Source organism: Nonomuraea sp. NPDC054003, from assembly GCF_055585125.1.
In genome coordinates, this window is sequence record NZ_JBVJKR010000011.1 from 325922 (window position 1) to 348785 (window position 22864).

Genomic DNA, 22864 nt, shown 5'->3' on the forward strand with positions numbered 1-22864 from the left:
GTGGTGATCTGGGATCGCCTTACCGGCCACGAGGTACAAGACATCAACGGCTGGCAACCGCTCGGCCGCTACATCTTCGTCCCGGGAAGCCGGGCTATCGCTCTGAATGGCCGCCCGGCTCAGTCGGGTCAGTATGTCGCAACCTCCACGGGAGGGTGGTCGCTCTGGGACGAACAGCTGCGAAGCCGGCTCGACGGCGACTTCGGCCGCGCCCCGCTGCCTACCGACGTCACGGTCGACGCCATCACCGCCATAGCAGCGGACGTCGCAGAGGCCATGGCCATCGGCTCGCTTGACATGGTCGCGGAGATTCCGCCGATCCTCCAGGACGTTGATAAGCGGCTGGCCGAACAGCACCTCGAGCACGAAATCGGCAACGACGGGAGATACCTGCGCGCTGTATGCCACGATCCGGTGGCTCGCCTGCGTCCCGTCCACCGACTCATGCCTGTATCACGTTCACGGCGCATTACGCCGCAGACCATCGTGCGGCTGGCTGCGCACAGTGAGGATTGGGCACGGTTGCGCCCCGACGGAGTGCGTCCGGAGCGGGTGCTCACGCCCCAGCGCGACGTCGACATCGACCTATACGAGAACCGGGTCGCTGCCCGCCTCGTCAAACATCTCTACCACTACGTTGGCCGCCGGCTCGCCGAGGTGACGAGCATCGAGATCATGTACGACGATGTGCGGAGGCTCTTCGACGACGCCGCTGACCGCTCCTGGCGTAGTCAGGGACATCTGTACAAACTTCTTGAGGCACTGATGGAGAAGGAGGAACTGCGGCGCGCACAGGTGGCCGAACGTCTGAAAGAGCTCAGGTCACTGCGGGCATCGTTGGCGAGCCTGCTCGGCTCTCCGGTTCGTTCGGGCGTAAACCGGCAAGCGGAGGTACCGTCCATGCTGCGCGTCACCAATCTTTTCGAGGGCGACGAGCGCTACCGGAGTGTCGCTTCCTTGTGGCGGACCTGGGTCATGGCAGACGCTGGAATCAGGTCGGCTGACCAGCATTTCCGATACGTGCAGGATTGGTGCAGCGAATTTGACCTGTACACCGCGCTGCTTCTGATTCGGGCCTTCGACCAGCTCGGGCTGCGGCCATCGGACGACAATGCCATACCTGAACCGGGTAAACCGGAGGTTGTGGTCTATCCCTATGATGGAATCGACGTCGCGTTGCGCTGGGAGGCATCGCGGACTTTCACTGTCATGAGGCCGGACACAGGCCGGGTTCTGCTGCGTGTGGTCTCCCTACCGCACGCATTGACCCGAGAGGGGAGCGGCAACGCGGTACTCGGTAGACTGCAAGCGCTCAAGGAGTCGGGTGGCGGTACCGACGCACCGACGGTTGTGGTCTACCCCGGAAGCCGGGAAGAGCGCGTCAAGTTGCCGACACGCGTGCGGCTACGTGCCTACGAGGGACCCGAATTCCCAGCGCCTGGCTCCAGGGCAAAGATTTTCCCAATTCCCGTCTCCCCGCTGGAACTGGACAGTGTCGGTCGTCTCGCACGGAGCCTGCGCTGGGCCATCGAAGACGACCGGCTCAGGCTCTACCCGATCCACATCAGATGCGACCGCGCTGAAGCAGCGATGATAGCCGTAGCGGCGCCGTGGACACAGCAGGTTCCGCACGGAGTCGAGGTAACCGTCCCACCGAGCCCCCAAGAGCTCATCAAGGCCAGAGCCTTGATCGTCGAGGCGCGCGTCGATAGGGCGCATCCAGCACGGGCGGCGTTCACCGCAGAGCGGCTGCGCCACCTCTGGGTCGAACTGGAGGCGGCCGCCCACCGGACCGCTGCCCTGACCCGCTGCCCGATCTGCGCGAAACTGGCACCCGATCCGGCCAGGACATTCCGGCGGCGCGACGACGGCACCTTCCGCTGTGTCTGCGAGTGCAAGTCGGTCTGGGAAACGCGTCATTGCCGCTCGTGTGAGAAGACCTACGGCGTCGTCCTGCTGCGAACGCCTAGGTCGGCGGCCACCCACCACGCAGATGATTCTCCTTCCTCCCAGAGCCTCGGCGGTGATGGGGATTGCCTGGATCGGTTATATGGGGTCGACCTTCTGGCGGCTCCATGTTGGATACGCGAGCGGGTGTTCGTCTGCCCCCACTGCAGCACGTGCGGCGAAGCCAGGCCGGATATGCAAGCTACCTGTGGCAGGTGCGGTTAGGGCTGAGGAAAGGGACGACTGACGATGGCTTTGCGATGGCGTCACACCTGGAGAGCATGACCGAGAGGTGCGGAGCACGAGCGTGTGGGCTGCCCTGCCGCTCCAGGTGCTCTGCCTGCCGAACCCAGGGCTGTCGGCCGCCAAGTGACGTGGTTGCTCCGCGAGCAGTCCTGCGGGAAAATCTCTCACCCTCCTACCCGCTTTACAAGCTATTTGCCCAGCTCACTTTCTTCCGTCGGGCATCGCGGTACTCATCCGGCAACCCCGCAGCCTACGGTCTTGTTCCGTCACTGTTCCGTGGGAGTGTCGAGGCAGGCGAGAAGCAATGAGGGGTGTCCGAAGACTAAACCCCTGATCAGCCCCATGATCAGCGTGTTCAAGCAGCGTGCCGAATCCAGCGTCGGAGATCACCCAGATCTACGAGGGCACCAACCAGATCGAGCGGATGGTGACCGTGCGGCAACTGCTCAAGCAGGCCGTTGACCACCGAGAACCCCGCCTGTTGGTCCCTGAGGGCGGAGCTGTGAAGCCCTTCTTCACGGCAGGCGCGTAGCGGCTCCACCGGCGCTCCCATGCCAGGCTCACGCCCGCAAACACACGATCAAGGGCAGAACACCCGCAGGCGCCCGCTTCGGCGGCGAAGCCGGCGCCGCGGTGATGTCGTCGAGAAGGTGGTCGACCAACCGCGCCAGGGCAGACGTACGGGCCCGGTCAGCGGTGGACCGGTGAAGGGCCGTGCAGGAGCTGCCCGTCCTGGTCAGGGATGGTGCCGAGCTTGTCGACCTCCTGGGCCAGCCCTGCCAGCACGGCCCGCAGCTGCACCCGGGTGACGTCGGCGAAGGTGCGCAGGTAGGCGATCTGCCGCTCCAGTTCCTCGGCCTCGGCGCCGTGTTCGCCGCCGCGCGAGCGGTAGGCGCCGACCGCCTGGTCGGCGGCCTCCTCCGCCTGCCGCTGCGCCTCCGTGAGGATCACCTCGTACTGCTGGCGGGCTTCCCCCAGGATCCGCCGGGCGTAGTCCTCCGCCTCCGCGATCTGGACGTCGGCGGTCTGCTGGGCGCGGGAGAGGATGTTGATCGCGTCGACACTCAGGGCCTGCTGGGGAGCGGCGTGCTCGACGCTGACGCCGTGGTCCTTGTACCACTGCTTCAGACGGTCGATGTACGCGCGCAGGTCCGCCTTCTCCTTGTCCCCGGCCGCCATGTCCTCCGCGACCCGGTACAGGAACGAGCGCACCTCGTCCTCGCTGTAGCCGCGGCGTCCGAGCGGTGTGCGCGAGAACTCCTGCTTGCGTACCCGATCCGGGGTGAGAGGCTGGCGTTCGCGCTCCGGGTGATCTCCCCAAGGCATCTCTGCCGTCATGACTCCCCGCCTTTGTCGCTCGTGAACTCGTCGAAGTGGATCCGCTCGGAGGGCACGCCCGCGTCCAGCAGTCGTCCGACGGTGCTCTGAGCCATCTCCGTGGAGCCGCAGACGAAGACCTGCTGGCCACGCCATGCCTGGAGCGCGACGTCCACGGCGTTGCCGCGGACGCCCCGGTAGAAGGGGTCGTTGGAGACGGCCGGGACGACGGTCAGCCAGGGGTGCTCCGCGGCCATCTTGGACAGCGCTTCGAGGTCGTACAGCTCCCGGGACGTCCGGGCGCCGACGACGACGTCGACCTTCCGTGACGGGCCTTCGTACATCACCTGTTCCACCAGCGCCTTCAGCGGCGCGAGGCCGGTGCCGCCCGCGATGAGGAGCAGGTCGCCGGTGATCTCCGGGGTGAGGCTCAGCCGGTCGCCCACGGGCGCTCCCACGCGCAGGACGTCGCCGCGCCGCGCGCCCATGACCAGGGCGGCGCTCAGCACGCCGCCGTCGACCATGCGGACGTGCAGGTCGATGGTGTTGTCCTGGCGCGGCGCGTTGGCGAAGGAGTAGAAACGCCAGACGCGCGGCCGCATGGGATGCGCGATCGACGCCGACTGGCCGGGACGGTAGCCGTACTGGTAGTTCAGCCGCGCCCTGATCACCGCGATGCCGAGGGCGGGGGTCTCGTGACTGATGATCTCGCCCTCCCACCAGGGCGGGGTGGTCCTGGACGCGTCCGCGGCGGCGTCCGTCATCACCTGGGCCACCAGGCTGTACGCCTTCGTCCAGTCCTCGGCGAGGGCGGGCGTCCACCGGTCGCCTATGAAGTGCTCCAGGGTGGCGAGCAGCGCCCTGCCGACGGCGGGGTAGTGCTCCGTCACCACGGCGAACTTGCGGTGGTCCCGGCCGAGCTGCTGCAGGAACGGGACCAGCTCCTCCACCCGGTCGACGTTGCTGACGATGTGCCCGAGCGCGCTGACGAGCCGGTCGCGCTGGCTCGCCATCGACACCGGGAACAGGTCCCTCGTCTCCGGGTTCATCAGGAACAGGGCCGAGTAGAAGTACAGCGGCACCTGGTCGCCAGACCGGGCGACGAGGCGCCAGCTGTCCTTCAGAGCTTGCGCGTCCACTCAGTCGGCCGTCTCTACAGGTTCGGCCACGATGGACGACTCCACCTTGTTCAGGGTCAGCACGACGTGCTGCAGGATCTCGTCCCCCACGCCGGCCCCCTGCAGCACCGAAAGCAGGATCTCGCCGACCTTCGCGTAGTGGTCGGCGGTGATGCCCATGCCGCGGTGCGCCTCCGCCAGGTCGCGGCCCTCGTACGGCTCGGGGCCGCCGAGGACGGAACACAGCAGCACCACCATGTGCCGCTTCAGCCTCGGCATGTCGATGCCGGCGAAGTAGGGCTTGAGGTCGGCGTCGTCGAGGACCCGCACGTAGAACAGGTCGACGACGTCGCGAACAGCCGGCGCGCCGCCGATCTGGTCATAGTAGGACGTCGAGGTTGTCACAGATCCTCCAAGGGGGCCAATGCGTCGCAGGACGCGGTCACGACTCGGGGCATGGTGAATAGACGCGCCCTGGCGCTCGGGGACACCGGAAGCCCGGGTGCCCGCGAGAAGGTGAGTGATGGTCGTGGGCTTCCTGCCGTCACCCTTCTTCGGAGCCAGAGCATCGGCGTCGAGACGGATGCCGTGACACGGGGCACGGCGGGGGCATCGCCTCAGACGCCTGGCCTATCTAAGCATGTCCCATACGCCACATGAACCCAGTTAGAGGCATTTTTGACTGCCGTCCCTCACGGGCAGGCAACCTCCGGTGTCCGACGGTGGAGGCGCCGATGAGCGTCCCGACCTCGGTGAACTCTCCCTCGCGACACACCGCGACGGAACCCTCACAGCGCACTCGCCGACGCTTAATCTGCAGAAACAGATTCATGTACGACGACCGCTGGATGTGGCGGCGGGCACCGAACGATTGTTCGAGTGTCCTGGTGGCTTCCCGGCGAGCGAGCGATCGAAGGGCCTGACATGTCGAACCACTTCACCGGCCTCAGCCTCGGGCCACCACTGGGCGACCAGCGCCTCGATCTGTGCGACCTGTACGCCTTCCAGGCGCCCGGCGATCCGGGCAGGACCGTTCTCATCCTCAACGCCAATCCCAACGCGGACGCCCTGCACCCCGACGCCGTGTACCGCCTGAACATCGACAACGACGGCGACTACCTGACCGACGTCGCCTTCAGCTGGGTCTTCAGCCGGCCGGCGTCGGACGGCTCCCAGACCTACAGCGTCTTCATGGCGACCGGTGCGGAGTCCCGCGACTTCGGGGCGGTGGGCACCAAGATCGTGTCGGGCGCCGCCGTCTCCTTCGGCCCCCGGGCCAACGTGGTCAGCAGCGGCGACTACCTGGTGGCCGCCGGCAGCCGCAGCGACGCCTTCTTCTTCGACTTCGACGGCATCAAGAACCTGTTCGACACCAGCGGCAAGCGGAACTTCACCGCACCGCATCTGGGCGGGAAGTCCCCGTGGACCGGCGTCGACTCCAACACCACGGCCAACGTCTTCTCCATGGCCATCGAACTGCCGACCGAGGAGCTGGCGCCCGAGCCCACGTTGCGCGTCTGGGGCCGGTGCAGCGTCCTGCGCGACGGCGAGCTCGTCCACGCCGACCGGGCGGGACACCCGTCGATGAGCAGCTTCTTCAACACCGACGACACGAAGGAGGAGTACAACGCCGGCGAGCCGGTCGACGACCGGGAGAAGTGGACGGACCAGTTCGTCCACCTGCTGGGCCACACCGGCGGCTACTCCCGTGAGGAGGCGATCGCCGCGATCGACGAGCACGGCCTCCTGCCGGACGTGCTGCACTTCGACCCGTCCAAGCCGGCCGCGTACCCCAACGGGCGGACGTTCACCGAAGACGTCATCGACATCCGCGTCGCGTTCCTCACCAAGAACGAAGCGCCGCCCACCGGGCTGACGCCGCACACCGACACCCTGGACCGGTTCCCGTACCTCGGCGACCCGCACCCGGCCTCCTGACGGATCCCGCGCGCCCTCCGGACGCGGACACGAACCGTCCGCGTTCGGCGGCAAGCTGGCGGTATGCCGGACACCACCGCACGCGCGCTCGCGCTCCTCAACCTGCTGCAGACGCATCGGCACTGGACGGGCCCCGAGCTGGCGGACCGGCTCGGGGTCTCGCGGCGTACGGTGCGCCGGGACGTCGAACGCCTGCGTGACCTCGGCTACCGGATCGAGTCGGTTCCGGGGCTGGCCGGCGGCTACCGTCTGGAGCCCGGCGGTGTGATGCCGCCGCTGCTGCTCACCGACGAGGAGGCCGTCGCCATGGCGGCGGGCCTGCGCCTGGCGGCGACGCGGCAGCTCACCGACGGCGCGGACACGACGATCCGGGCCCTCGCCAAGCTTGAACGGGTCCTGCCCGCCGCACTGCGCGAACGGGTCAACGCGCTCGCCGCCGCGGTGCGACCGGCCGGGACAGGACCCGGGTCCGGGGTGTCCCCGGCCGTGCTCACCGAACTCGCGCTGGCCTGCCGGGACCACGAGCGTGTCCGCTTCGCCCACGTGTCCAGGTCGGGGCCGTCGTCGCGCCAGGTGGAGCCGCACCACCTCGCGCCGTCCGAGCGGCACTGGTACCTGCTCTGCTGGGACCTCGATCGTGACGGCTGGCGTACGTTCCGCATCGACCGGATCGCCGGCGTGCGGCGCACCGGGGCGTTCTTCGAGCCGCGGCCGCTCTCGCACCGGCAGGTCGCGGAGTTCGTGGCCGTCGCGTCGTCATGGGGCAAGCGGGCGACCGACGCGACCGCGACGATGCGGATGCCGATCGAGCGGCTGCGTGATCTCTTCGGCGAGTGGGCGCAGGGCGCCGAGCCGGGGGACGCCGGCACCACGGTCTGGCCGGTGGGCGGCGCCGACTTCAGGGACACGATGTACGCCCTGTCGTGGATTCCGGCCGGCGTCGCGTACACCCTCGACCTCCCCGATCCCGCGCGCTCGGAGCTTCGCGAGGCGCTCGGGCGGATGCTGCGCGCCCTGGAGACGCCGCCGGACGCGCCCTGACGAACGCGGACGGGATGTGACCTCGTCTGCTGCGAGAGTGCGTGCACCGCTCATCAGGAAAGGAACCTCATGACCGCACGACCTCACGCGCCCGCCGGCTCCAACACGGTGAACCCGTTCGTCATCGCCGACGGGACCGCCGAGCTGATCGACTTCCTCATCGACGTGTTCGGCGCGACCGACGTGCCGGAGGCCCGCACGATCGACGAGGACGGGCTCATCCTGCACGCCGAGCTCCGTCTGGGCGACTCGCTGCTGTCGCTCGCCGACCGCAAGCCCGACTGGCCGTTCACCCCGGCGCTCACGCGGGTGTACGTGGACGACGTGGAGGAGACCCTGGCCCGCGCGGAGGCCCGCGGGGCGCGGATCGTCACGCGTCCGACCGATTTCTTCGGTGACACGCTCGCGCGGTTCCAGGACCGTTCGGGGAATCTCTGGTGGGTGTACCAGCACGATCCCGCGGCCGGCCAGGACTGGGCCGCCGAGGCCGAGTCGTCGGACGCCGACGACTGGACGAGCTTCTCCACGCCCGGGCTGGAGTACATCCACGGGAGCCTGGTGGAGGCGATGCGCTCGCTCCGCGACCCGAGAACCCCGTAAGGGGCCCACTGCGGATCAAGAAGACCGGTCCCGGCTCCAGATCTGAGTGCATCGCGGGAGATCCTCGATGCGGCCGCCCTCCGGGATCATGCCCCAGAGGAAAGGGACCAGGTATCGGGGCGGCTCGCCGAGAAGCCCGGCCAGCTCGTCCTCGGCGACGTCGAGGACGAACGCCGGGCCTGCGCGGCCGGGCCGCCATCCTCGCTCGACGGCCCGCCGCACGCACCCGCCGACGAGGATCGGACGGACGGTGACCGTCCGTTCCCCCCGCCAGTTGTCCGGCCGGGCGCAGGGGAGCGTCACCACGAGCACGCTCCCCGGCTCCTCGGCCCGCTCCACGGTGAAGCGGAGCGGCGTCCAGCCGTCACCCTGACGGCGGCCCGGCTTGCGGCGGACCCGCCAGCGGTAGACGGCGTCACCGACCGTGATGAGCCGCGACCCCTTATCCGGCATCGCCACAGCCGCCTCCAAGATCTGCTGTCACTGTCCCAGGGTGGGCGGAAAGACACTCTCTCGCGCGCGTACGGTCACCTCCGCACGTGATGCGCGGAAAGCCAGGAACAGCGTGAAGGTGTACGGGCCGAACAGGTCGGCGCCGTCCCAGTCGAAGAGGTCGACCTGCTCCACCGCGAACGTCATCGGGCCCCAGCCGTTCCCTTGGCAGTACGTGGGCTTACGGCGAACACGCCACCGGAACGCGGTGCCGTCGACGGTGACGGGCCTCGCGTACTTCTTCGGGATCGCCATAGGACCAACCTGCCTCGGGAGAGGGCTGAGGATCAGGCGCGACCGTAGCCCGCGCCCAGGCTCCCGGTCGACGGGTTTCGCCAGATCCTGCTCCGCAGGTCGGTGCCGCGGATGACCTGGACGCGCCAGGGGACCAGCCGGAGGACGTGCAGCCGGGGATCGGCGGGGCCGCTCCAGAAGTCGCCCAGTTCGTACCCCGCCCCGGGCGGGCTCCCTTGCCGGTAGAGGTCCCACACCCGCCGCGTGAGCTCCGGGTCGTCGGCCCATTCGGCCACGGTGTCCAGGCTCACCGCGTTCTGTCTGGGGCTCCAGTACGAGAACGTGGCGTGCGGGTTGCCGGCCAGGTGCGCCGTCTTCACCGGGGTCTTGTAGGTGGCCAGCCAGCCGATCGGGCGGCCGTCGACCACCTCCCAGACCGGTATCAGGACGCGCGCCCGGGGGCGGCCCCGGGCGTCCACGGTGGTCATGGTGGCGTACACGATGTCGCCGACGTAGGCGGCGAACTGCTGCTCGATCTCACCGAACGAGGTCACTCTGGTCGTCATCGGTCACACCGAGGCCGGGACGGACACGCGGCCGGCGGTGCGGCGGCGGAGGCCGAAGGCGGTGATCAGGGCGCCGGCGGCGGCGGCCGCGACCGGGACGACGAGGGCGAGCCGCAGGGAGTCCAGCGTCGCCTCGGGCGTGCCGGCGTCGCCGAGCGCCGCGACGCTCACGGCGGTCACCGCCGACAGCCCGAGCGCGGTGCCGAACTGGATGGAGGTGTAGAGCAGGCCGCTGGCCAGGCCGTGCTCGTGCTCGTCGATCCCTTCGGTGGCGGCCATGGTCAGCGGGCCGTACGCCAGGGAGAACGCCACGCCGAGCAGGAGCATGGTCGGCAGCATGGCCGCGTACGTCCAGTCCATCCCGAGCGGCAGGAAGAGCGCGTAGGCCAGGGCGGCGACCACCAGTCCGCCGAAGAGCACGCGGGCGTTGCCGAACCGGTTCACCAGCTTCGGGGTGACCGTCGGCGCGAGGATCGTGTCGATGCCGATCACCAGCATGGCCAGACCGGTCTGCAGGCTGCTCCAGCCGCGCACCTCCTGCAGGTAGATGGTGACCACGAACTGGAAGCCGGCGAACGAGGCGAGGAACAGCAGCGCGCCCAGGTTGGCCCGCACCAGCGGGTGTGAGCGCAGGATGCCGAGCCGCACCAGGGGATGGGCCGCGCGTCGTTCGATCAGGACGAAGACGGCCAGCAGGGCGAGGCCCGCGGCGAACACGCCGATCGTGCCCGCGAGGCCGTCGCCGGGGTGCTCAAGCCGGACCACGCCGTACACCAGCAGCAGCATCGCGCCGGTGATGCTGAACGCGCCGGCCAGGTCGAAGCCGCCCGGAGGCCGCTCGGGCGCCTCGCTCTCCTTGAGCAGGACCAGCGCCGCGACGAGGATCACCGCCGCCAGGATCACCGGCGCGAAGAACACCCATCGCCAGCCGACGGAGGCCAGCAGACCGCCGGCGACCAGGCCGAGCACGTAGCCGCCCGAGGCCGTGCCGGCGTACACCCCGAGCGCCTTGGTGCGCTGCGGCCCTTCGGGGAAGTTGCCGGTGATCAGGGAGAGCCCTGCGGGCGTCATGAACGCGGCCGCGACCCCGGTCACGAAGCGGGCCGTCAACAGCGTCCACCCTTCGGTCGCGAAGCCCCCCAGACCTGAGAAGAGCAGGAAGACGATCAGCCAGAACAGGAACATCCTGCGGCGTCCCAGCAGGTCGGCGGCCCGGCCGCCCAGCAGCATGAAGCCGCCGTAGCCGAGCACGTAGGCGCTGACCACGCCGCTGAGCATGCCGGTGGACAGGCCGAGATCCGCCCGGATCGCCGGCAGGGCCACGTTCAGCATGGCCACGTCGATCCCTTCCAGGAAGATGGCGCCGGCGAGCACGAAGAGCACGCCCCACGAGCGTGGGGACATCGAGGTGGGCACGGTGCGGTCCTTTCACGAAAGCGGAACCGGCCCACAGTTCCTCGACCGCCTGCCGGTTCCTTCTTGTAACCAGCAGAATCGTCGAGCATCATGAAATGTCATGGAAGACGGCACTTCTGAGTTCCTCGGTCACTGCGGGGATACCGGCGACGACTACGACGTTCTCCAGTGGGACACCCGGGAGGACTGCGAGGTCCGGCAGATCCTCGACCGCGTCGCGGACAAATGGTCGCTGTTGGTCATCGCCCTGCTCGACCGGCGCAGCCTGCGCTTCACCGAGCTGCGCCGCATGATCGACGGGGTCAGCCAGCGCATGCTCACCCGTACGCTGCGGCACCTGGAACGCGACGGGCTGGTCAGCAGGACCGTCCACCCGACCGTCCCGCCGCGCGTCGACTACGAGCTCACCTCGCTCGGCACGACCCTGCACTCCACCATCCGCGAGCTGGTCACCTGGACCGAGACGCACCAGAACGAGATCGCCGCCGCCCGCACCGCCTACGACGCCCGCGTGCTCGCCGAGAAGCGGGCGGCCGAGGCGGAGGCCGCAGAACGGGCCGAGATCGCCCGCACCGCCCTGGCCAGCACCCGCTGACGGCGCGGACGCCAGGAAAAGAGGTTGCGGGCCGGCATAGGCGCGGGGAGGCTTCCTCGGATGAGGATGCACGCCGGCCAGCTGACGGTGACGCCCGCGACGGTGCGCGCGTTGATCGACGCGCAGTTCCCCCAGTGGCGGGGCCTGGACGTCAGGAGCGTCGCCTCCGAGGGGACGGTCAACGCCGTCTTCCGCGTCGGCGACCGGCTGGCCGCCCGGTTCCCGCTGGAGCCCGGGGACGTCGACCGGACGCGGCGATGGCTGCGGGCGGAAGCGGAGGCGGGCCGGGAGCTGGCGGGCCGGACGCGGTTCCGTACGCCTGAGCCCGTCGCGCTGGGTGAGCCGGGGGCGGGCTATCCGCTGCCGTGGGCGGTGCAGACGTGGCTGCCCGGTGTCGTGGCCACGGACGAGGACCCGGGGGAGTCGGCGGCGTTCGCGCGCGACCTGGCGGAGCTGATCGAGGGACTGCGTGCCGTCGGCACGCGGGGCCGCACGTTCGCGGGCGGAGGCCGGGGAGGCGACCTGAAGTCCCACGACGCGTGGATGGAGACCTGCTTCCGGAACAGTGAAGGGTTGCTCGACGTCCCCAGGCTGCGGCGGCTGTGGGACTCCATGAGGAGCCTGCCGCGCGAGGCGGACGACGTGATGACCCACGGCGATCTGATCCCCGGCAACGTGCTCGTGGCGGACGGGCGGCTGGCGGGGATCCTGGACGTCGGCGGGTTCGGGCCGGCCGACCCCGCGCTGGATCTCGTGAGCGCGTGGCACCTGCTCGATCCGGGCCCTCGGCGGGTGCTCCGCGACGAGCTCGGCTGCGATGACCTCGAATGGGAGCGGGGCCGGGCGTGGGCGTTCCAGCAGGCGATGGGCGCGGTCTGGTACTACGCGGAGAGCAACCGGGCCATGAGCCGGATGGGCCGCCGCACCCTCGACCGCATCCTGGGCGGCTGAGCCGTCAGCCGTAGGCCGCGAGGAACACCTCCACCGCCTGGCCGGCGATGCTCTCCAGCTCCCCGGCCGCGGGACCGGCGGGGGTGCCGGCGAACATCACCTGGTTCATCGGCTTGTACATGACCAGCCCGGCGAACTGGTAGGCGGCCAGCGTCGGGTCAGGCAGGTTGCGCAGCAGCCCGCGGCCCTCCAGACGGCGCAGCGTCTCGCCCAGCATCACCAGCGACTGGTGGAAACCGTGCTCGAACCACGCCCCGGAGATGTCGGGGAACCGGTCGGCCTCGGCGATGACCAGGCGGCGCAGCCGCAGGACGTCCGGCTGGGTGAGGTTGGCGAGGAGGGCACGGGCCAGGTCGTGCAGGGCCTGGCGCGCGTCGGTGGCCCGGTCGAGGTCGGTCGCGACCTGCCTGAAGCCGTCCATGAGCTGGGCTGTGGTGCCGAGGATGATCTCGGTGAAGAGGTGCTTCTTGTCCGCGAACTGCTTGTAGACGGTCTGCTTGGACACCGCGGCCTTGGCGGCCACCTCGTCCATGCTCGCTCCGAGGTAGCCGTTCTGCAGGAACACCTCGGTGGCCGCGTCCAGGATCGCGCGCCGCTTCCTGGCCGTGCGACCGGTCTCGGGCCCGGCGCCGCTCTGCTGTGGGTCCACAACACCTCCTTAAGGCTAGGCAGGGATAGTACTGGACAGTTCCGTACGGAAGCCAGTACTGTACCGTCCAGTTCCGAAGATGAAGGAGAGTAACCATGGGCACGGTCCGCTCGAAGGACGGCACCATCATCGCTTTCGACGCCGTGGGTGAGGGTCAGCCGCTGGTCATGGTCGACGGCGCCACCTCCCACCGCGCCGTCAACCCGCTGGGCGCCGAGGTCGGGGAGCTGCTGCGCGACGGGTTCCGCACCTACGCCTACGACCGGCGCGGGCGCGGCCAGAGCACCGACACCGCCCCGTACGCGACGGAGCGCGAGATCGAGGACCTCGCGGCGATCATCGCCGACGCCGGAGGGCCCGCCATCGTCTGCGGATTCTCCTCAGGCGCGGCCCTGGCTCTCGACGCCGCGGTGGCCGGGCTGCCGATCAGCCGGCTGGTGGTGTGGGAGCCGCCGTTCATCATCGACGACACGCGCCCGCCCTTGCCCCCGGACTATGTCGAGCGGCTCGACGAGGCGATCGCCCGGGGCCGTCCCGGCGACGCGGCGGCGCTGTTCTTCACCGCGGCGATCGGCATGCCCGCCGAGGTCGTCGACGGTTTCCGGCAGAGCCCGTTCTGGGCGGCCGTCGAAGAGGTCGCGCACACGATCGCCTACGACGGCCGGTTCGTGGCGTCCGCGATGGCGGGCAATCCGCTGGACGAGGACCGCTGGGCCGCGGTCGACGTCCCCGTCCTGGCCATGCACGGCGACGGCACCGATCCGTGGCTGATGGTCGGCGCCCGCGCCGTCGCCGAGCTGCTGCCGACCGCCACGCTGCAGGTCGTCAAGGGGGAGCAGCACGGCGTGGCCGCCGACGTGCTCGCCCCGGTGCTCAGGCGGTTCGCCGAGACCGGCTGACGAGCACGGGCCTCCCGCCCGGAGGCCGGCGGCATCCTCCGGGCAGAGTATTGCATCGACCGGTGTAAAACGTGATAGCGTCCATCGCATGGCTCGACCCCGGACATTCGACGAGGATCAGGTCCTGGCCACCGCGCTGGACCTTTTCAGGACGTACGGCTACGAAGCCACCTCCACCCGCCATCTGTGCGACGCTGTCGGGCTGGATCGCAGCAGCCTCTACAACGCGTTCACCAGCAAGCACGAGCTGTTCAGGCGTGCGCTGACTCGCTATGTCGAGACCACCACCGGAAACCAGCTGCGCATCCTGGAGGACGAGGAACGGCCGGTCATCGAACGGATCCGCGCGTTGCTGGCGGTGATCGTCGAGTCCGAGTCCTCGCCGGGCGGTCACGGTCGTGGCTGTCTGACGGTCAACACCACGGTGGAGCTCGCGGGTCGCGATCCGGAGATCGCCCTGATCCTGGAACGCGACCTGGTCCGGCGGCTCGACTCGCTGCGGTCCGCCATCGCGGCGGGGCTGGCCGCCGGCGACCTCACCTCCACGCGTGACCCGGAAGACCTCGCTCGCTTCGTCAACGCCGTGATCGCGGGCATCCGGGTCACCGCGCGCGGCGGAGGCGACCGTGTCGTCCTGGAGTCGATCGCGGCCACGGCACTCGACGCGCTGGCCTGAGTCTCTCGCCGGAAGTCGGGCGGGGTTTCCGCCTGCCCGCATTCTACACCGACCGATGCAAAATTCGTGCTGAAGGAGTGACCGACCTTGCCCCGTGTCATATATCTGCTGGCTCTCGGCATCTTCGCGATGGTGACCAGCGAGTTCGCCGTCGCCGGGCTCATGCCGCAGATGGCGGACGGACTGGACGCGACCATCCCCCAGATCGGTTACCTCATCACCGCCTTCGCCGTCGCCATGACCCTCGGCGGCCCGTTCCTCACCGTCGCCATGGTGCGGCTGCGCCCGAAGACGGCGCTCGCGGGGCTGTTCGCGATCTTCCTGGCGGGAAACGTGCTGGCCGCCGCCGCCCCCACATACCCGATCATGTTGGTGGCGCGCGTGATCACCGGCGTGGCCTCCCAGGCGTTCTTCGGAGTGGCCGTCTCCATGGCGGCGCAGCTGACGGCTCCGGGGATGCGTGGACGGGCCATCGCGGTCGTCATGAACGGGCTGATGGTCGGCACGCTGCTGGGGCTTCCGCTGTCGACGCTGATCGGGGAGCATCTGGGCTGGCGTGCCGCGTTCTGGGCGATCGGCGTGCTGACCGTGGTGATCGCGGGTGCCACGCAGCTCGGTGTGCCGCGTCTGGAACGGGTCGCCGATGACGGCGGGAACCTCCGTGAGGAGCTGACCGCACTCAAGAACCGTGATCTGTGGCTGGCCCTGTCGACCAGCACACTCATCATCGGCGCGACCTTCTCCGCCTTCAGTTACCTGAACCCGATCTTCACCCAGGTCACCGGAGTCAGCGGGACCACGGTCCCCCTGCTGCTGGTCGCCTACGGCGCGGCCACGGTGATCGGCAACACGGTCGTCGGCCGCCTGGCGGACCGCTACACGATCAGCGTCCAGGTGTGGGGTCTGGCCCTGAACATGGCCTTCCTGGTCGGCTTCGCCCTGCTGGCCCACGCCACGTTCCCGGCGGTGATGTTCATGCTGGGCATCGGCCTGGTGGGTGTGACCATGAATCCCGCGATGGCCACCAGAGTCCAGCGAGCGGCGAATGCCCGTCCGCTGGTCAACACGGTCCACGCGTCGTTCATCACGCTGGGGGTCATCATCGGCTCCTCGGCGGGCGGCCTCGCCATCGACGCCTACGGCCTGCGCGCCCCTCTCTGGCTCGGCGCGGCCCTGGCCGCGATCGGCCTGCTGACGCTCATCCCCGCGGTGCGCCGCAGGGAGCGGTACGCGGGGCGAGCCGGCGAAGGGCTCGCGCAGGTGCCTCAGGAAGCCGATGAGTCGCTCAGCCCGCCGCCACCGGCAGGAACAGGGGCCCGGCGGCGGCGCGGCTCTCGTCGCTGATGGGCGTGGGGCGGAACGTGACCGGGTCGAGGTTGACGTTGGCGCGGTAGCCCTCGGCGTGGGTGATCTCATGATCGGGGGACAGGACGAGGAAGCCGTACACCACGCTGCTGCGCCCCATCCGCTCGATCCAGAGACGCACCGCCAGCTCGCCCGCCCCCATGACGGGCGCCTCATAGGAGATCTTGAACTCGCGCACGGCGAACGACACGTCCTTGAACGCCGACGTAGCGGGGTCGGGCGACCAGCCGAGCCTGGTCCAGTAGGCGCCGATCGCCCGCTCCACCAGCAGGGCGTAGCGCGAGTTGTGCAACAGACCCATGACGTCGAGGTCGTCGAAGTGGACGTGGACGGACTCGTAGTGTCCTTCGTCGGTCATTCAATCCTCCGGTAGCAGTGCGGGGTCGGGGCAGAGGGCGCGCAGCCTCTGCAGGACGGCGCGGCGGGCGTGCTCGACGGCCCGGTGGTCGTCGAGCAGGCGGGTGTGGGTGACGGCCAGCTCGCCGAGGGCCTCGATCTCGTACGCGAGCTGCCCGGGATCGACGTCGGGCCGGAGCTCGCCCAGCGAGATCGCTTCGGCGACGAGCCTCCGGATGAACGCCAGCCAGTCGCGCAGCGCCTGGGAGACGCGTTCGCGCACCTCTCCCGGCCGGTCGTCGAACTCGGTCTGCGCCGCCAGGAAGAAGCACCCGCCGGGCAGCACCCGGTCGGCGTAGAAGCGCAGCCGCAGCTCGTGCAGCGCGAACAGCCTCCGGACGCCCGCCGGCGCGCGCAGCGCGGGAGAGATGATCTGCTCGGTCCACTGGCGGGCCGCCCAGTCGACGGCGTCGAGTTGGAGCTGCTCCTTGTCGCGCCAGTGGGCGAAGAAGCCCGACTTGCTGATGCCGAGCGTGGTGGCCAGCCGGCCGAGCGAGAGCCCGTCGAGGCCCTCCACGGAGGCCAGGCTCACGGCCTGATCGAGGATCGCCTCCCGGCTCCGCTGGCCGCGCAGCCGGCGGCCGTCGTGTGTCATGCCGTCAGATTATATGAACGACCGGTCGTTTACCTAATCAGGTCTTCCTCCTGTTAAACCGGGCTGATGGTGGATAAGGAGGAAACGACGGTAAAAACACTGATCAAGGGAGATGCGCATGCTGCGTCGGAGGAGTCACAGGTCGATGCTCGCGGCCGCCGCGATGGTGGCCGTGCTCGGGTTGACCGGCGCCTGCGGAGGCGGTGGCGACGACGGCGACGACGACCCGGATGTCGTCAACACCAACCAGCAGAACGACGACCAGGACGACGGCCAGGACGACAACGACCAGGACGGCGACTGACCCGGGAGCCGGGAGCACGGCCGCCGGGTCAACCAACCCCCTTGATCCGGATATTTCCGGATTCGCTTCTGGCGACGATCGTCCGATCGCTCCTGGCGCTCTTCAGCTCGGAGCGTTCGGACCCCTCGGCGGACTCGGCGGTGATCGCGTACTTCTCGCGCGGCACCGCCACCGTCACCCCGCCCTCCCGCGACCGGGCGTCCAGCTTGACGGGCGCGACGGCGAAGGCCAGCGCGATCGAGCCGCTCACCGTCCGGGCCCGCACGTCGGCCGACTTGAGGCCCGAGCCCTTGATCGGCTCCTCGCCGCCCAGGAGGCGCAGCCTGCCCGACGTCCCTTCGGCCGTGATGGGACCGCGGGTCGAGACGTCCGCGTCCTGGTCGAGGTTCTTCAGGATGACGCCGTCGTCCGAGCCGTCGACCACGAGCCTCGTCCCCGGCGGCACCCGTACGTGGTAGCGGGCGCCGCAGGTGCCGAACACCATGGTGCAGTCGGCGCTCAGCCGGAGCACGCCCCCTCGGAACGACCAGGAGGCGTTGCCGTCCCTGGCCGCCTTCCCCTCCAGCCACCGGTCGACCCGGACCTCGCCGGCCGTGCCCGGCAGGAAGCGCAGGCCGCCCACGGAGGACTTGACGACCAGCGTCGCCCCTGAATGGGCGAACGCCCGCGCGGAGTGCGTCTCGGTGTCGTCGAAGGTCGCGCCGCAACCGGCGAGCCCGGCCATCCCGGCGATCACCGCTGCCACTGTCAAGGTCCGCTTCATGCTTCCGATCGTGGCCGGGGCGCCGGTGGGCGCGGATCAGCCTTCCGGCCGATCGCCGTCCGCCTTTCGGCCAGATCCCGGTCAGAGCGCGGTGAGGAGGGCCTCCACGTGGGGGACCGGGTCGGCGGCGACCGGGCGGACCAGCACCGTGCCGGCGCCCGCCGACCACAGGGCCCTGACGTGCGCCGCGGCCTCCTCGGCGGTGCCGACGGCGCTCGCCACCTCCTCCGGCGCCACGCCCAGGAACTCGGCCTGGCCCTCGGCCACGTGGCCGGGGAAGCCCGGCCCGACGTGCAGGTAGGTGAAGGCGGCGAGCTCGTGGTCACCGGCGGGGGAGATCTGGCCGAGCGCCTGCCTGACCTGGTCGGGACCGAGGCCCTCGGGCAGGATCGTGCCCTGCGCCACCCGCCCGGACAGGGCCAGCGAGCGGGGACCCTTGACGCCCGCCAGCACCGGCGGGACCTCGTGCGGCGGGTGCACCAGCGACAGCCCGTCCAACTGGACCGACCGGCCCGCCATGGTGACCGTCTCGCCCCTCAGCAGCGCCCGTACGGAGGTGATCGTCTCCTCCAGGAGGGCCAGCGGCGACGGCGGCGCGGCCCCCGCCTGGGCCATCCACGCCGGCACCCCGTGGCCGATCCCGGCGGCCAGCCTGCCGGGGTGCAGCCGGGCCAGGTTGGCCAGCTCCATGGCCAGCAGCATCGGGTTGCGCAGCGGCGCCGGGGCGATGCCGATGCCGACGCGCAGCCGGGAGGTGACGGCCAGGGCGGTGGCGGCGGAGGAGACGCCGCCGGTCCAGCCCAGGTCCTCGACCACCCACAGGTCGTCCACCCGGTCCAGGGCGTCGAGCGCCCGCGCCACCGGCACGAGCCGCTCCGGCGGCAGATCCCGGTCGAAGATCACACCAAGTCTCACGAGGACATCCCATCACGGAGTCGCCAGTAGTAGCGGTGGAGGCGGCCGGCCTCGGAGTATCCGGCCCGCAGGAACGCCGCCGCGGTCGGGGCGTTGGCCACGTCGGTGGCGGCCACGACGCGCTGGACCCCGGCCTCGGCGAGCGTGCGGGTGCCGTGGGCCAGCAGGTCGTCGACGTAGCCGTGGCCGCGATGCTCCGGCACCACCCCGATGTAGGCGATCGAGTGGTCGTCGGGCGCGACCAGGCCGACCGGCTCGCCGTCCAGACAGCCGATCACGAACCAGCCGGGCTTGCCCTTGCGGTTCATCAGGTCGTCGTACATCCAGCGCGCCTCGTGCTCGGCCCCCACCGTCGCCAGCTCCACCCGGGTGTCGTGGTCGAGCGACCCGTACGAGATGCGCACCAGCAGGTCGAGCACCTCGGCCGGGTCGAGCTCCCTGGCCGGGCGGTAGGTCAGCCGGCCGGGGTCGGCGGGCAGGTCGCCGCCTGGCCGCCATTCGAGCAGCAGCCGCTCGACCTCCAGCGCGAACCCGGCGCCGGTCAGCGACTCGTGCTCGACCGCACGGTCGATGAGCGGCGACAGGCCGGACGGCAGCGAGATGTCATGGATGACCTTCTGGACGCCGGCGGCGGCGAGGGCGCGGCGCAGCAGGCGCGAGGCGGCGGCCGGGTCGGGGCCGGCCGTGAACTGCCAGACGATCATCGGCTCCGCGCCGGCGAAGGGCGCCCAGAACGCCAGCCGGACGGGCCCGTCAGCGAAACACCACTCCGGCCGGGTCCTGCCCTCGTCGTGGGCGGCCACGAGCTGGGACCGCGCGGGCTCGGGGAACTCCTCGAACAACGCCAATGCCTCCACAGGAGAACCGCAGGGACGACGATGACATCGTCTCGCATCCCCGGGCGGGGCTACGCCGCGGCGGCGAGCGCCGCCTGGGCGTCCGTGAGCGAGGGGCTCGTCTCGAAGTGGCGGTCGAGGTTGGTGATCGTCAGCAGGTTGCTGATCATGCCCTCCTGGAGGACCAGGATCAGCCTGCCGCCGGTGCGCCGCGCGTGGTTGTGCGTCGAGACCAGCACGCCCAGCCCCACCGAGTCACAGAACGGCACCTCGCTCAGATCCATCACGAGCATGAGCGGGCCGGGGGAGGACAGGACCGGCTCCAGCTCGGCGCGGAGCCGGGGAGCGGCCGCCACGTCGAGCTCCCCCGAGACGCGCAGGACCGTGCAGAGCTCCTCCTGCCAAGACCTGACAATCATGGGGAAAGGGTGCCCTCTTGGCTGATTGTTAACCTATTTCTTGCAGATGTTCTGCGTTGCCGTTTCCGCAGATGGGGAAGCGCTCGGCCGCGCCGACGGCGTCGTGGAGGCCTTGGGCTTGGCCACCTTCGGCTGGTCGGCGCCGATGACGACCTCGATCTCCTTGACGTCCGCCTGCCGCAGGTCGGACCCGGGGATGGCGGCGGCGACCGTGCGGGCGGCGGCCTCCTGGCCGGGGCCGTAGCGCACCACGGTCTTCTTGTGGTCCTTGCGCGCGGTGTTGCCGGCGTCCTCGGGCACCTGGAAGCCGTACGCGACCAGCGCGGTGCGCGTCCGGGCGCCGAGCCCGGTGATCAGCGTGCCGTTGAGCACCTTGACCGAGATCTGCTGCGGCGGGACGGACGCCGGCCCGGCCGAGGCCTTGGCCGAAGGGCTCGCCTTGGGGGTGGGCTTGATCAGGTCCTGGTCGGCCTCGATGGCCCGGAACAGCTCACGCGCCTTCTGTTTGTCCCACAGCACCGCCGACTCGCCCGTGGAGGTGCGGAAGTCGACGTCTTCCAGCGGCACGTCGGCGAACTGCACGTTGTCGAGCTTGACGTCCCGCAGCTGGGTGGCCAGCCCGAGCAGCCCGTCGTCGGGGTCGACCTTGATCGTGCCGAGCGTGGTGTTGACGAACGAGGCCAGCTTGGCCGGGTTGGCCAGCGTGTCGGCGCTCAGCGCCCGGTTCAGCAGGGCCGAGATCACCTGCTGCTGCCGGTCGATCCGGTCGAGGTCGGAGCGGGCGGTGGCGCGGGTGCGGGCGTAACCCAGCGCCTGCGCGCCCTGCAGCTCGTGGGTGCCGGCGGTGAGGTTGAGACCGGTCTTCGGGTCGTTGATCGGCACCGGCGTGCAGACGGTGACGCCGCCGAGCGAGTCGACCACGTCGATGAAGCCCAGCACGTTGACCTCGATGTACCGGTTGATCTTCAGGCCGGTGGCCTGCTGCACGGCCTGCACGGTGAGCTTCGGGCCGCCGAACTGGTAGGCCGAGTTGATCTTGTGATCGCCCTTGCCGGGGATCGTCGTCCAGGTGTCGCGCGGCAGGCTCACCACGGTGATCCGGCTGTGGTCCTCCGACAGGTGGATCACCATCATGGTGTCGGTGCGCTGGCCCGACTCGCGGCCGAGCTTGAGCTCGTTCTGCTTCTTGCGGGTGAGGTCGTCGCGCTTGTCGACGCCCACCAGCAGGATGTTCTCCGCACCGCGCGGCGCGGTCTCCTCGACGCCCGCGTCGACCGTGCCGATCTGGCGCGGCGTCGCCCACACCACGCCGGTGCCGATCAGGACGCCCGTGGACAGCAGGCCCGCGAGGACCGCGTTGCGCCGCCGCACCCTGGCGCTCCTGCGCGGCCTGCGCCGCCCGCCGGCGAGCTTGACGCCGCCGTAGGCGTCGCCGCCCACGATCACCCCGGCGTCCTCCTCGCCTGGGTCGCGCATGACCGTCCCCCTCCGTGGCGCTGGAGGATTGCGCTCTCGATTGCCGTCCTCCCGTGGTCGTACAGTAGCGTGAGCCCCGCCATGAAGCAGTTCCCCGACTCGCCGCACGCGCCAGCGGAGACGCGTGGCTGGCCCCCCATCTCCGTCGTCATGCCGGTCCTCAACGAGGAACGCCATCTCCGCGAAGCCGTCGACCAGGTGCTCGCCCAGCACTACCCGGGTGAGATCGAGGTCGTCCTCGCCGTCGGTCCGTCACACGACCGCACGCAAGAGGTCGCCGACGCCATCGCCGCCGCCGACCGCCGGGTGACCGTCGTGCCCAACCCCACGGGCCGCACACCCAACGCGCTCAACGCCGCCATCGCCGCCTCCCGCAACGGCATCATCGCCAGGGTCGACGGCCACGCCATGCTCCCGCCCGACTACCTGCGGGTGGCGGTCGAGACCCTGTACGAGACAGGAGCCGACAACGTCGGCGGCGTGATGGCGGCCGAGGGCGTCAGCCCGTTCGAGCAGGCCGTCGCGTGCGCGATGACCTCCAAGATCGGCGTGGGCGCGGCGGCCTTCCACGTCGGCGGCACGGCCGGGCCCGCCGACACGGTCTACCTCGGCGTGTTCAGGCGCTCCGCGCTGGCCCGGGTGGGCGGCTACGACGAGCACTTCCAGCGCGCCCAGGACTGGGAGATGAACCACCGCATCCGCCAGACCGGCGGCCTGGTGTGGTTCCAGCCGCGGATGCGGGTCTCCTACCGGCCGCGGCCCAACGTCAAGGCGCTCGCCAAGCAGTACTTCCACTACGGCAGATGGCGCCGGGTGGTGGCGCGCACCCACGAGGGCACGATCAACCTGCGCTACCTCGCGCCGCCTGCCGCCGTGCTGGCCATCCTGCTCGGGCTGGTGGTCGCGCCGTTCTTCCCCCTGGGGTTGGTCGTCCCGGGCGGATACGCCGCGGCCATCGTGGCGGGTTCGGCGCTGACCGGAAGCGGGCTGCCCTGGTCGGCCAGGCTGCGGCTGCCGGTGGTGTACGCGACCATGCACATGTCATGGGGCTGGGGCTTCCTCACCAGCCCCCGCAAACTGGCCCGCCCACCCCGCTGACGCCACGCACCG

The 22864-nt window shown here is 70.1% G+C and carries 27 protein-coding genes; 12 read left to right on the top strand and 15 right to left on the bottom strand.

Annotated elements, in window-relative coordinates; all coding sequences use genetic code 11:
* Together ACZ6YG_RS28975 and ACZ6YG_RS28980 are read left to right on the top strand one after the other, a co-directional pair.
* Entirely contained in the window at window positions 1–2172 is a 2172-nt protein-coding gene (locus ACZ6YG_RS28975; RefSeq protein ID WP_466019713.1) for a hypothetical protein, read from the top strand.
* Between the two features lie 385 nt (window positions 2173–2557).
* The gene (locus tag ACZ6YG_RS28980) at window positions 2558–2725 is read left to right on the top strand and encodes a hypothetical protein (protein ID WP_466019714.1); all 168 of its coding nucleotides are present in this window, start codon (window positions 2558–2560) and stop codon (window positions 2723–2725) included.
* Window positions 2726–2883: 158 nt separating this feature from the next.
* Here ACZ6YG_RS28980 and ACZ6YG_RS28985 read toward each other — a convergent pair whose 3' ends face one another.
* Genes ACZ6YG_RS28985 through ACZ6YG_RS28995 form a run of 3 tightly spaced genes read right to left on the bottom strand, consistent with a single transcriptional unit; the run spans window position 2884 to window position 5033 of the window.
* Entirely contained in the window at window positions 2884–3531 is a 648-nt protein-coding gene (locus tag ACZ6YG_RS28985; protein ID WP_364225580.1) for a DivIVA domain-containing protein, read from the bottom strand.
* Window positions 3528–4649: a globin domain-containing protein gene (locus ACZ6YG_RS28990; protein WP_148037035.1), complete on the bottom strand. Its 1122-nt coding sequence runs from the start codon at window positions 4647–4649 to the stop codon at window positions 3528–3530. Before ACZ6YG_RS28990 ends, ACZ6YG_RS28985 begins: the two co-directional genes overlap by 4 nt.
* Window positions 4650–5033 carry a group I truncated hemoglobin gene (locus ACZ6YG_RS28995; protein WP_148037036.1) on the bottom strand — a complete coding sequence of 128 codons (384 nt, stop codon included), beginning with the start codon at window positions 5031–5033 and terminating at the stop codon, window positions 4650–4652.
* Window positions 5034–5552: 519 nt separating this feature from the next.
* Here ACZ6YG_RS28995 and ACZ6YG_RS29000 point away from each other — a divergent pair.
* The 3 genes from ACZ6YG_RS29000 to ACZ6YG_RS29010 all read left to right on the top strand — a co-directional run bounded on the left by ACZ6YG_RS29000 (window position 5553) and on the right by ACZ6YG_RS29010 (window position 8207).
* On the top strand, window positions 5553–6566 hold the full coding sequence (locus tag ACZ6YG_RS29000) for a DUF4331 family protein (protein WP_466019715.1): 1014 nt from the start codon (window positions 5553–5555) through the stop codon (window positions 6564–6566).
* A gap of 63 nt (window positions 6567–6629) precedes the next feature.
* On the top strand, window positions 6630–7607 hold the full coding sequence (locus ACZ6YG_RS29005) for a helix-turn-helix transcriptional regulator (protein ID WP_466019716.1): 978 nt from the start codon (window positions 6630–6632) through the stop codon (window positions 7605–7607).
* Window positions 7608–7676: 69 nt separating this feature from the next.
* On the top strand, window positions 7677–8207 hold the full coding sequence (locus ACZ6YG_RS29010; protein ID WP_364225589.1) for a VOC family protein: 531 nt from the start codon (window positions 7677–7679) through the stop codon (window positions 8205–8207).
* 15 nt (window positions 8208–8222) lie between these two features.
* Here the strand turns inward: ACZ6YG_RS29010 and ACZ6YG_RS29015 are convergent, their stop codons facing one another.
* From ACZ6YG_RS29015 to ACZ6YG_RS29030, 4 genes are read right to left on the bottom strand one after another with little or no spacing between them, the layout of a single operon-like run.
* A complete protein-coding gene (locus ACZ6YG_RS29015) occupies window positions 8223–8666 on the bottom strand; it encodes a hypothetical protein (protein ID WP_222709302.1) in 444 nt (147 codons plus the stop codon).
* Window positions 8667–8687: 21 nt separating this feature from the next.
* Window positions 8688–8954 carry a hypothetical protein gene (locus tag ACZ6YG_RS29020; RefSeq protein WP_148037040.1) on the bottom strand — a complete coding sequence of 89 codons (267 nt, stop codon included), beginning with the start codon at window positions 8952–8954 and terminating at the stop codon, window positions 8688–8690.
* Between the two features lie 32 nt (window positions 8955–8986).
* Entirely contained in the window at window positions 8987–9499 is a 513-nt protein-coding gene (locus ACZ6YG_RS29025) for a pyridoxamine 5'-phosphate oxidase family protein (RefSeq protein WP_148037041.1), read from the bottom strand.
* Window positions 9500–9502: 3 nt separating this feature from the next.
* On the bottom strand, window positions 9503–10915 hold the full coding sequence (locus tag ACZ6YG_RS29030) for an MFS transporter (protein ID WP_261809086.1): 1413 nt from the start codon (window positions 10913–10915) through the stop codon (window positions 9503–9505).
* A 100-nt stretch (window positions 10916–11015) separates the two neighbouring features.
* Between ACZ6YG_RS29030 and ACZ6YG_RS29035 the strand changes: the two genes are divergently transcribed.
* Together ACZ6YG_RS29035 and ACZ6YG_RS29040 are read left to right on the top strand one after the other, a co-directional pair.
* Window positions 11016–11510 carry a winged helix-turn-helix transcriptional regulator gene (locus ACZ6YG_RS29035; RefSeq protein ID WP_148037042.1) on the top strand — a complete coding sequence of 165 codons (495 nt, stop codon included), beginning with the start codon at window positions 11016–11018 and terminating at the stop codon, window positions 11508–11510.
* Window positions 11511–11570: 60 nt separating this feature from the next.
* Window positions 11571–12461 carry an aminoglycoside phosphotransferase family protein gene (locus ACZ6YG_RS29040; protein WP_466019717.1) on the top strand — a complete coding sequence of 297 codons (891 nt, stop codon included), beginning with the start codon at window positions 11571–11573 and terminating at the stop codon, window positions 12459–12461.
* A gap of 4 nt (window positions 12462–12465) precedes the next feature.
* Here ACZ6YG_RS29040 and ACZ6YG_RS29045 read toward each other — a convergent pair whose 3' ends face one another.
* Window positions 12466–13110, bottom strand: coding sequence for a TetR/AcrR family transcriptional regulator (locus ACZ6YG_RS29045; protein ID WP_466019718.1), 645 nt, complete (start codon window positions 13108–13110; stop codon window positions 12466–12468).
* A gap of 95 nt (window positions 13111–13205) precedes the next feature.
* On the opposite strand from ACZ6YG_RS29045, the gene ACZ6YG_RS29050 reads away from it, so the two are divergent.
* From ACZ6YG_RS29050 to ACZ6YG_RS29060, 3 genes are all read left to right on the top strand, one after another.
* Window positions 13206–14009 carry an alpha/beta fold hydrolase gene (locus ACZ6YG_RS29050; RefSeq protein WP_466019719.1) on the top strand — a complete coding sequence of 268 codons (804 nt, stop codon included), beginning with the start codon at window positions 13206–13208 and terminating at the stop codon, window positions 14007–14009.
* Between the two features lie 88 nt (window positions 14010–14097).
* Entirely contained in the window at window positions 14098–14685 is a 588-nt protein-coding gene (locus ACZ6YG_RS29055; RefSeq protein WP_466019720.1) for a TetR/AcrR family transcriptional regulator, read from the top strand.
* Window positions 14686–14772: 87 nt separating this feature from the next.
* Window positions 14773–16029 (top strand): MFS transporter, encoded by a 1257-nt coding sequence (locus tag ACZ6YG_RS29060; RefSeq protein WP_466019721.1) that lies wholly within the window; start codon window positions 14773–14775, stop codon window positions 16027–16029.
* Here ACZ6YG_RS29060 and ACZ6YG_RS29065 read toward each other — a convergent pair.
* Together ACZ6YG_RS29065 and ACZ6YG_RS29070 are read right to left on the bottom strand one after the other, a co-directional pair.
* On the bottom strand, window positions 15971–16408 hold the full coding sequence (locus ACZ6YG_RS29065) for an acyl-CoA thioesterase (RefSeq protein ID WP_148037048.1): 438 nt from the start codon (window positions 16406–16408) through the stop codon (window positions 15971–15973). The two genes, ACZ6YG_RS29060 and ACZ6YG_RS29065, sit on opposite strands and share 59 nt — an antisense overlap.
* Window positions 16409–17041, bottom strand: a complete 633-nt coding sequence (locus ACZ6YG_RS29070) for a TetR/AcrR family transcriptional regulator (RefSeq protein WP_271276925.1) — start codon at window positions 17039–17041, stop codon at window positions 16409–16411.
* A 118-nt stretch (window positions 17042–17159) separates the two neighbouring features.
* Here ACZ6YG_RS29070 and ACZ6YG_RS29075 point away from each other — a divergent pair, with 118 nt between their 5' ends.
* Window positions 17160–17345 carry a hypothetical protein gene (locus tag ACZ6YG_RS29075; protein ID WP_148037050.1) on the top strand — a complete coding sequence of 62 codons (186 nt, stop codon included), beginning with the start codon at window positions 17160–17162 and terminating at the stop codon, window positions 17343–17345.
* Between the two features lie 28 nt (window positions 17346–17373).
* Here ACZ6YG_RS29075 and ACZ6YG_RS29080 read toward each other — a convergent pair whose 3' ends face one another.
* The 5 genes from ACZ6YG_RS29080 to ACZ6YG_RS29100 all read right to left on the bottom strand — a co-directional run bounded on the left by ACZ6YG_RS29080 (window position 17374) and on the right by ACZ6YG_RS29100 (window position 21754).
* Window positions 17374–18108 carry a DUF4097 family beta strand repeat-containing protein gene (locus tag ACZ6YG_RS29080; RefSeq protein WP_271276923.1) on the bottom strand — a complete coding sequence of 245 codons (735 nt, stop codon included), beginning with the start codon at window positions 18106–18108 and terminating at the stop codon, window positions 17374–17376.
* 81 nt (window positions 18109–18189) lie between these two features.
* Window positions 18190–19023 carry an LLM class flavin-dependent oxidoreductase gene (locus ACZ6YG_RS29085; RefSeq protein WP_466019722.1) on the bottom strand — a complete coding sequence of 278 codons (834 nt, stop codon included), beginning with the start codon at window positions 19021–19023 and terminating at the stop codon, window positions 18190–18192.
* Window positions 19020–19880, bottom strand: coding sequence for a GNAT family N-acetyltransferase (locus ACZ6YG_RS29090; protein WP_466019723.1), 861 nt, complete (start codon window positions 19878–19880; stop codon window positions 19020–19022). The genes ACZ6YG_RS29085 and ACZ6YG_RS29090 overlap by 4 nt, the downstream gene beginning before the upstream one ends.
* A gap of 50 nt (window positions 19881–19930) precedes the next feature.
* On the bottom strand, window positions 19931–20278 hold the full coding sequence (locus ACZ6YG_RS29095) for an STAS domain-containing protein (protein ID WP_466019724.1): 348 nt from the start codon (window positions 20276–20278) through the stop codon (window positions 19931–19933).
* A gap of 33 nt (window positions 20279–20311) precedes the next feature.
* Window positions 20312–21754: an LCP family protein gene (locus ACZ6YG_RS29100; protein WP_466019725.1), complete on the bottom strand. Its 1443-nt coding sequence runs from the start codon at window positions 21752–21754 to the stop codon at window positions 20312–20314.
* Between the two features lie 81 nt (window positions 21755–21835).
* On the opposite strand from ACZ6YG_RS29100, the gene ACZ6YG_RS29105 reads away from it, so the two are divergent.
* Entirely contained in the window at window positions 21836–22852 is a 1017-nt protein-coding gene (locus ACZ6YG_RS29105) for a glycosyltransferase family 2 protein (RefSeq protein WP_148037055.1), read from the top strand.
* Window positions 22853–22864: the final 12 nt, after the last annotated feature.

Excerpts from the sequence above, each read along its gene's own strand:
- ACZ6YG_RS29050 (WP_466019719.1), top strand. The coding sequence starts at position 13,206 with ATGGGCACGGTCCGCTCGAAGGACGGCACCATCATCGCTTTCGACGCC.
- ACZ6YG_RS29035 (WP_148037042.1), top strand. The coding sequence starts at position 11,016 with ATGGAAGACGGCACTTCTGAGTTCCTCGGTCACTGCGGGGATACCGGC.
- ACZ6YG_RS29095 (WP_466019724.1), bottom strand. The coding sequence starts at position 20,278 with ATGATTGTCAGGTCTTGGCAGGAGGAGCTCTGCACGGTCCTGCGCGTC.
- ACZ6YG_RS29105 (WP_148037055.1), top strand. The coding sequence starts at position 21,836 with ATGAAGCAGTTCCCCGACTCGCCGCACGCGCCAGCGGAGACGCGTGGC.
- ACZ6YG_RS29100 (WP_466019725.1), bottom strand. The coding sequence starts at position 21,754 with ATGCGCGACCCAGGCGAGGAGGACGCCGGGGTGATCGTGGGCGGCGAC.
- ACZ6YG_RS28985 (WP_364225580.1), bottom strand. The coding sequence starts at position 3,531 with ATGACGGCAGAGATGCCTTGGGGAGATCACCCGGAGCGCGAACGCCAG.
- ACZ6YG_RS29075 (WP_148037050.1), top strand. The coding sequence starts at position 17,160 with ATGCTGCGTCGGAGGAGTCACAGGTCGATGCTCGCGGCCGCCGCGATG.
- ACZ6YG_RS29025 (WP_148037041.1), bottom strand. The coding sequence starts at position 9,499 with ATGACGACCAGAGTGACCTCGTTCGGTGAGATCGAGCAGCAGTTCGCC.
- ACZ6YG_RS29000 (WP_466019715.1), top strand. The coding sequence starts at position 5,553 with ATGTCGAACCACTTCACCGGCCTCAGCCTCGGGCCACCACTGGGCGAC.
- ACZ6YG_RS29020 (WP_148037040.1), bottom strand. The coding sequence starts at position 8,954 with ATGGCGATCCCGAAGAAGTACGCGAGGCCCGTCACCGTCGACGGCACC.
- ACZ6YG_RS29040 (WP_466019717.1), top strand. The coding sequence starts at position 11,571 with ATGAGGATGCACGCCGGCCAGCTGACGGTGACGCCCGCGACGGTGCGC.
- ACZ6YG_RS29080 (WP_271276923.1), bottom strand. The coding sequence starts at position 18,108 with ATGAAGCGGACCTTGACAGTGGCAGCGGTGATCGCCGGGATGGCCGGG.
- ACZ6YG_RS29010 (WP_364225589.1), top strand. The coding sequence starts at position 7,677 with ATGACCGCACGACCTCACGCGCCCGCCGGCTCCAACACGGTGAACCCG.
- ACZ6YG_RS29070 (WP_271276925.1), bottom strand. The coding sequence starts at position 17,041 with ATGACACACGACGGCCGCCGGCTGCGCGGCCAGCGGAGCCGGGAGGCG.
- ACZ6YG_RS29005 (WP_466019716.1), top strand. The coding sequence starts at position 6,630 with ATGCCGGACACCACCGCACGCGCGCTCGCGCTCCTCAACCTGCTGCAG.
- ACZ6YG_RS29065 (WP_148037048.1), bottom strand. The coding sequence starts at position 16,408 with ATGACCGACGAAGGACACTACGAGTCCGTCCACGTCCACTTCGACGAC.
- ACZ6YG_RS29055 (WP_466019720.1), top strand. The coding sequence starts at position 14,098 with ATGGCTCGACCCCGGACATTCGACGAGGATCAGGTCCTGGCCACCGCG.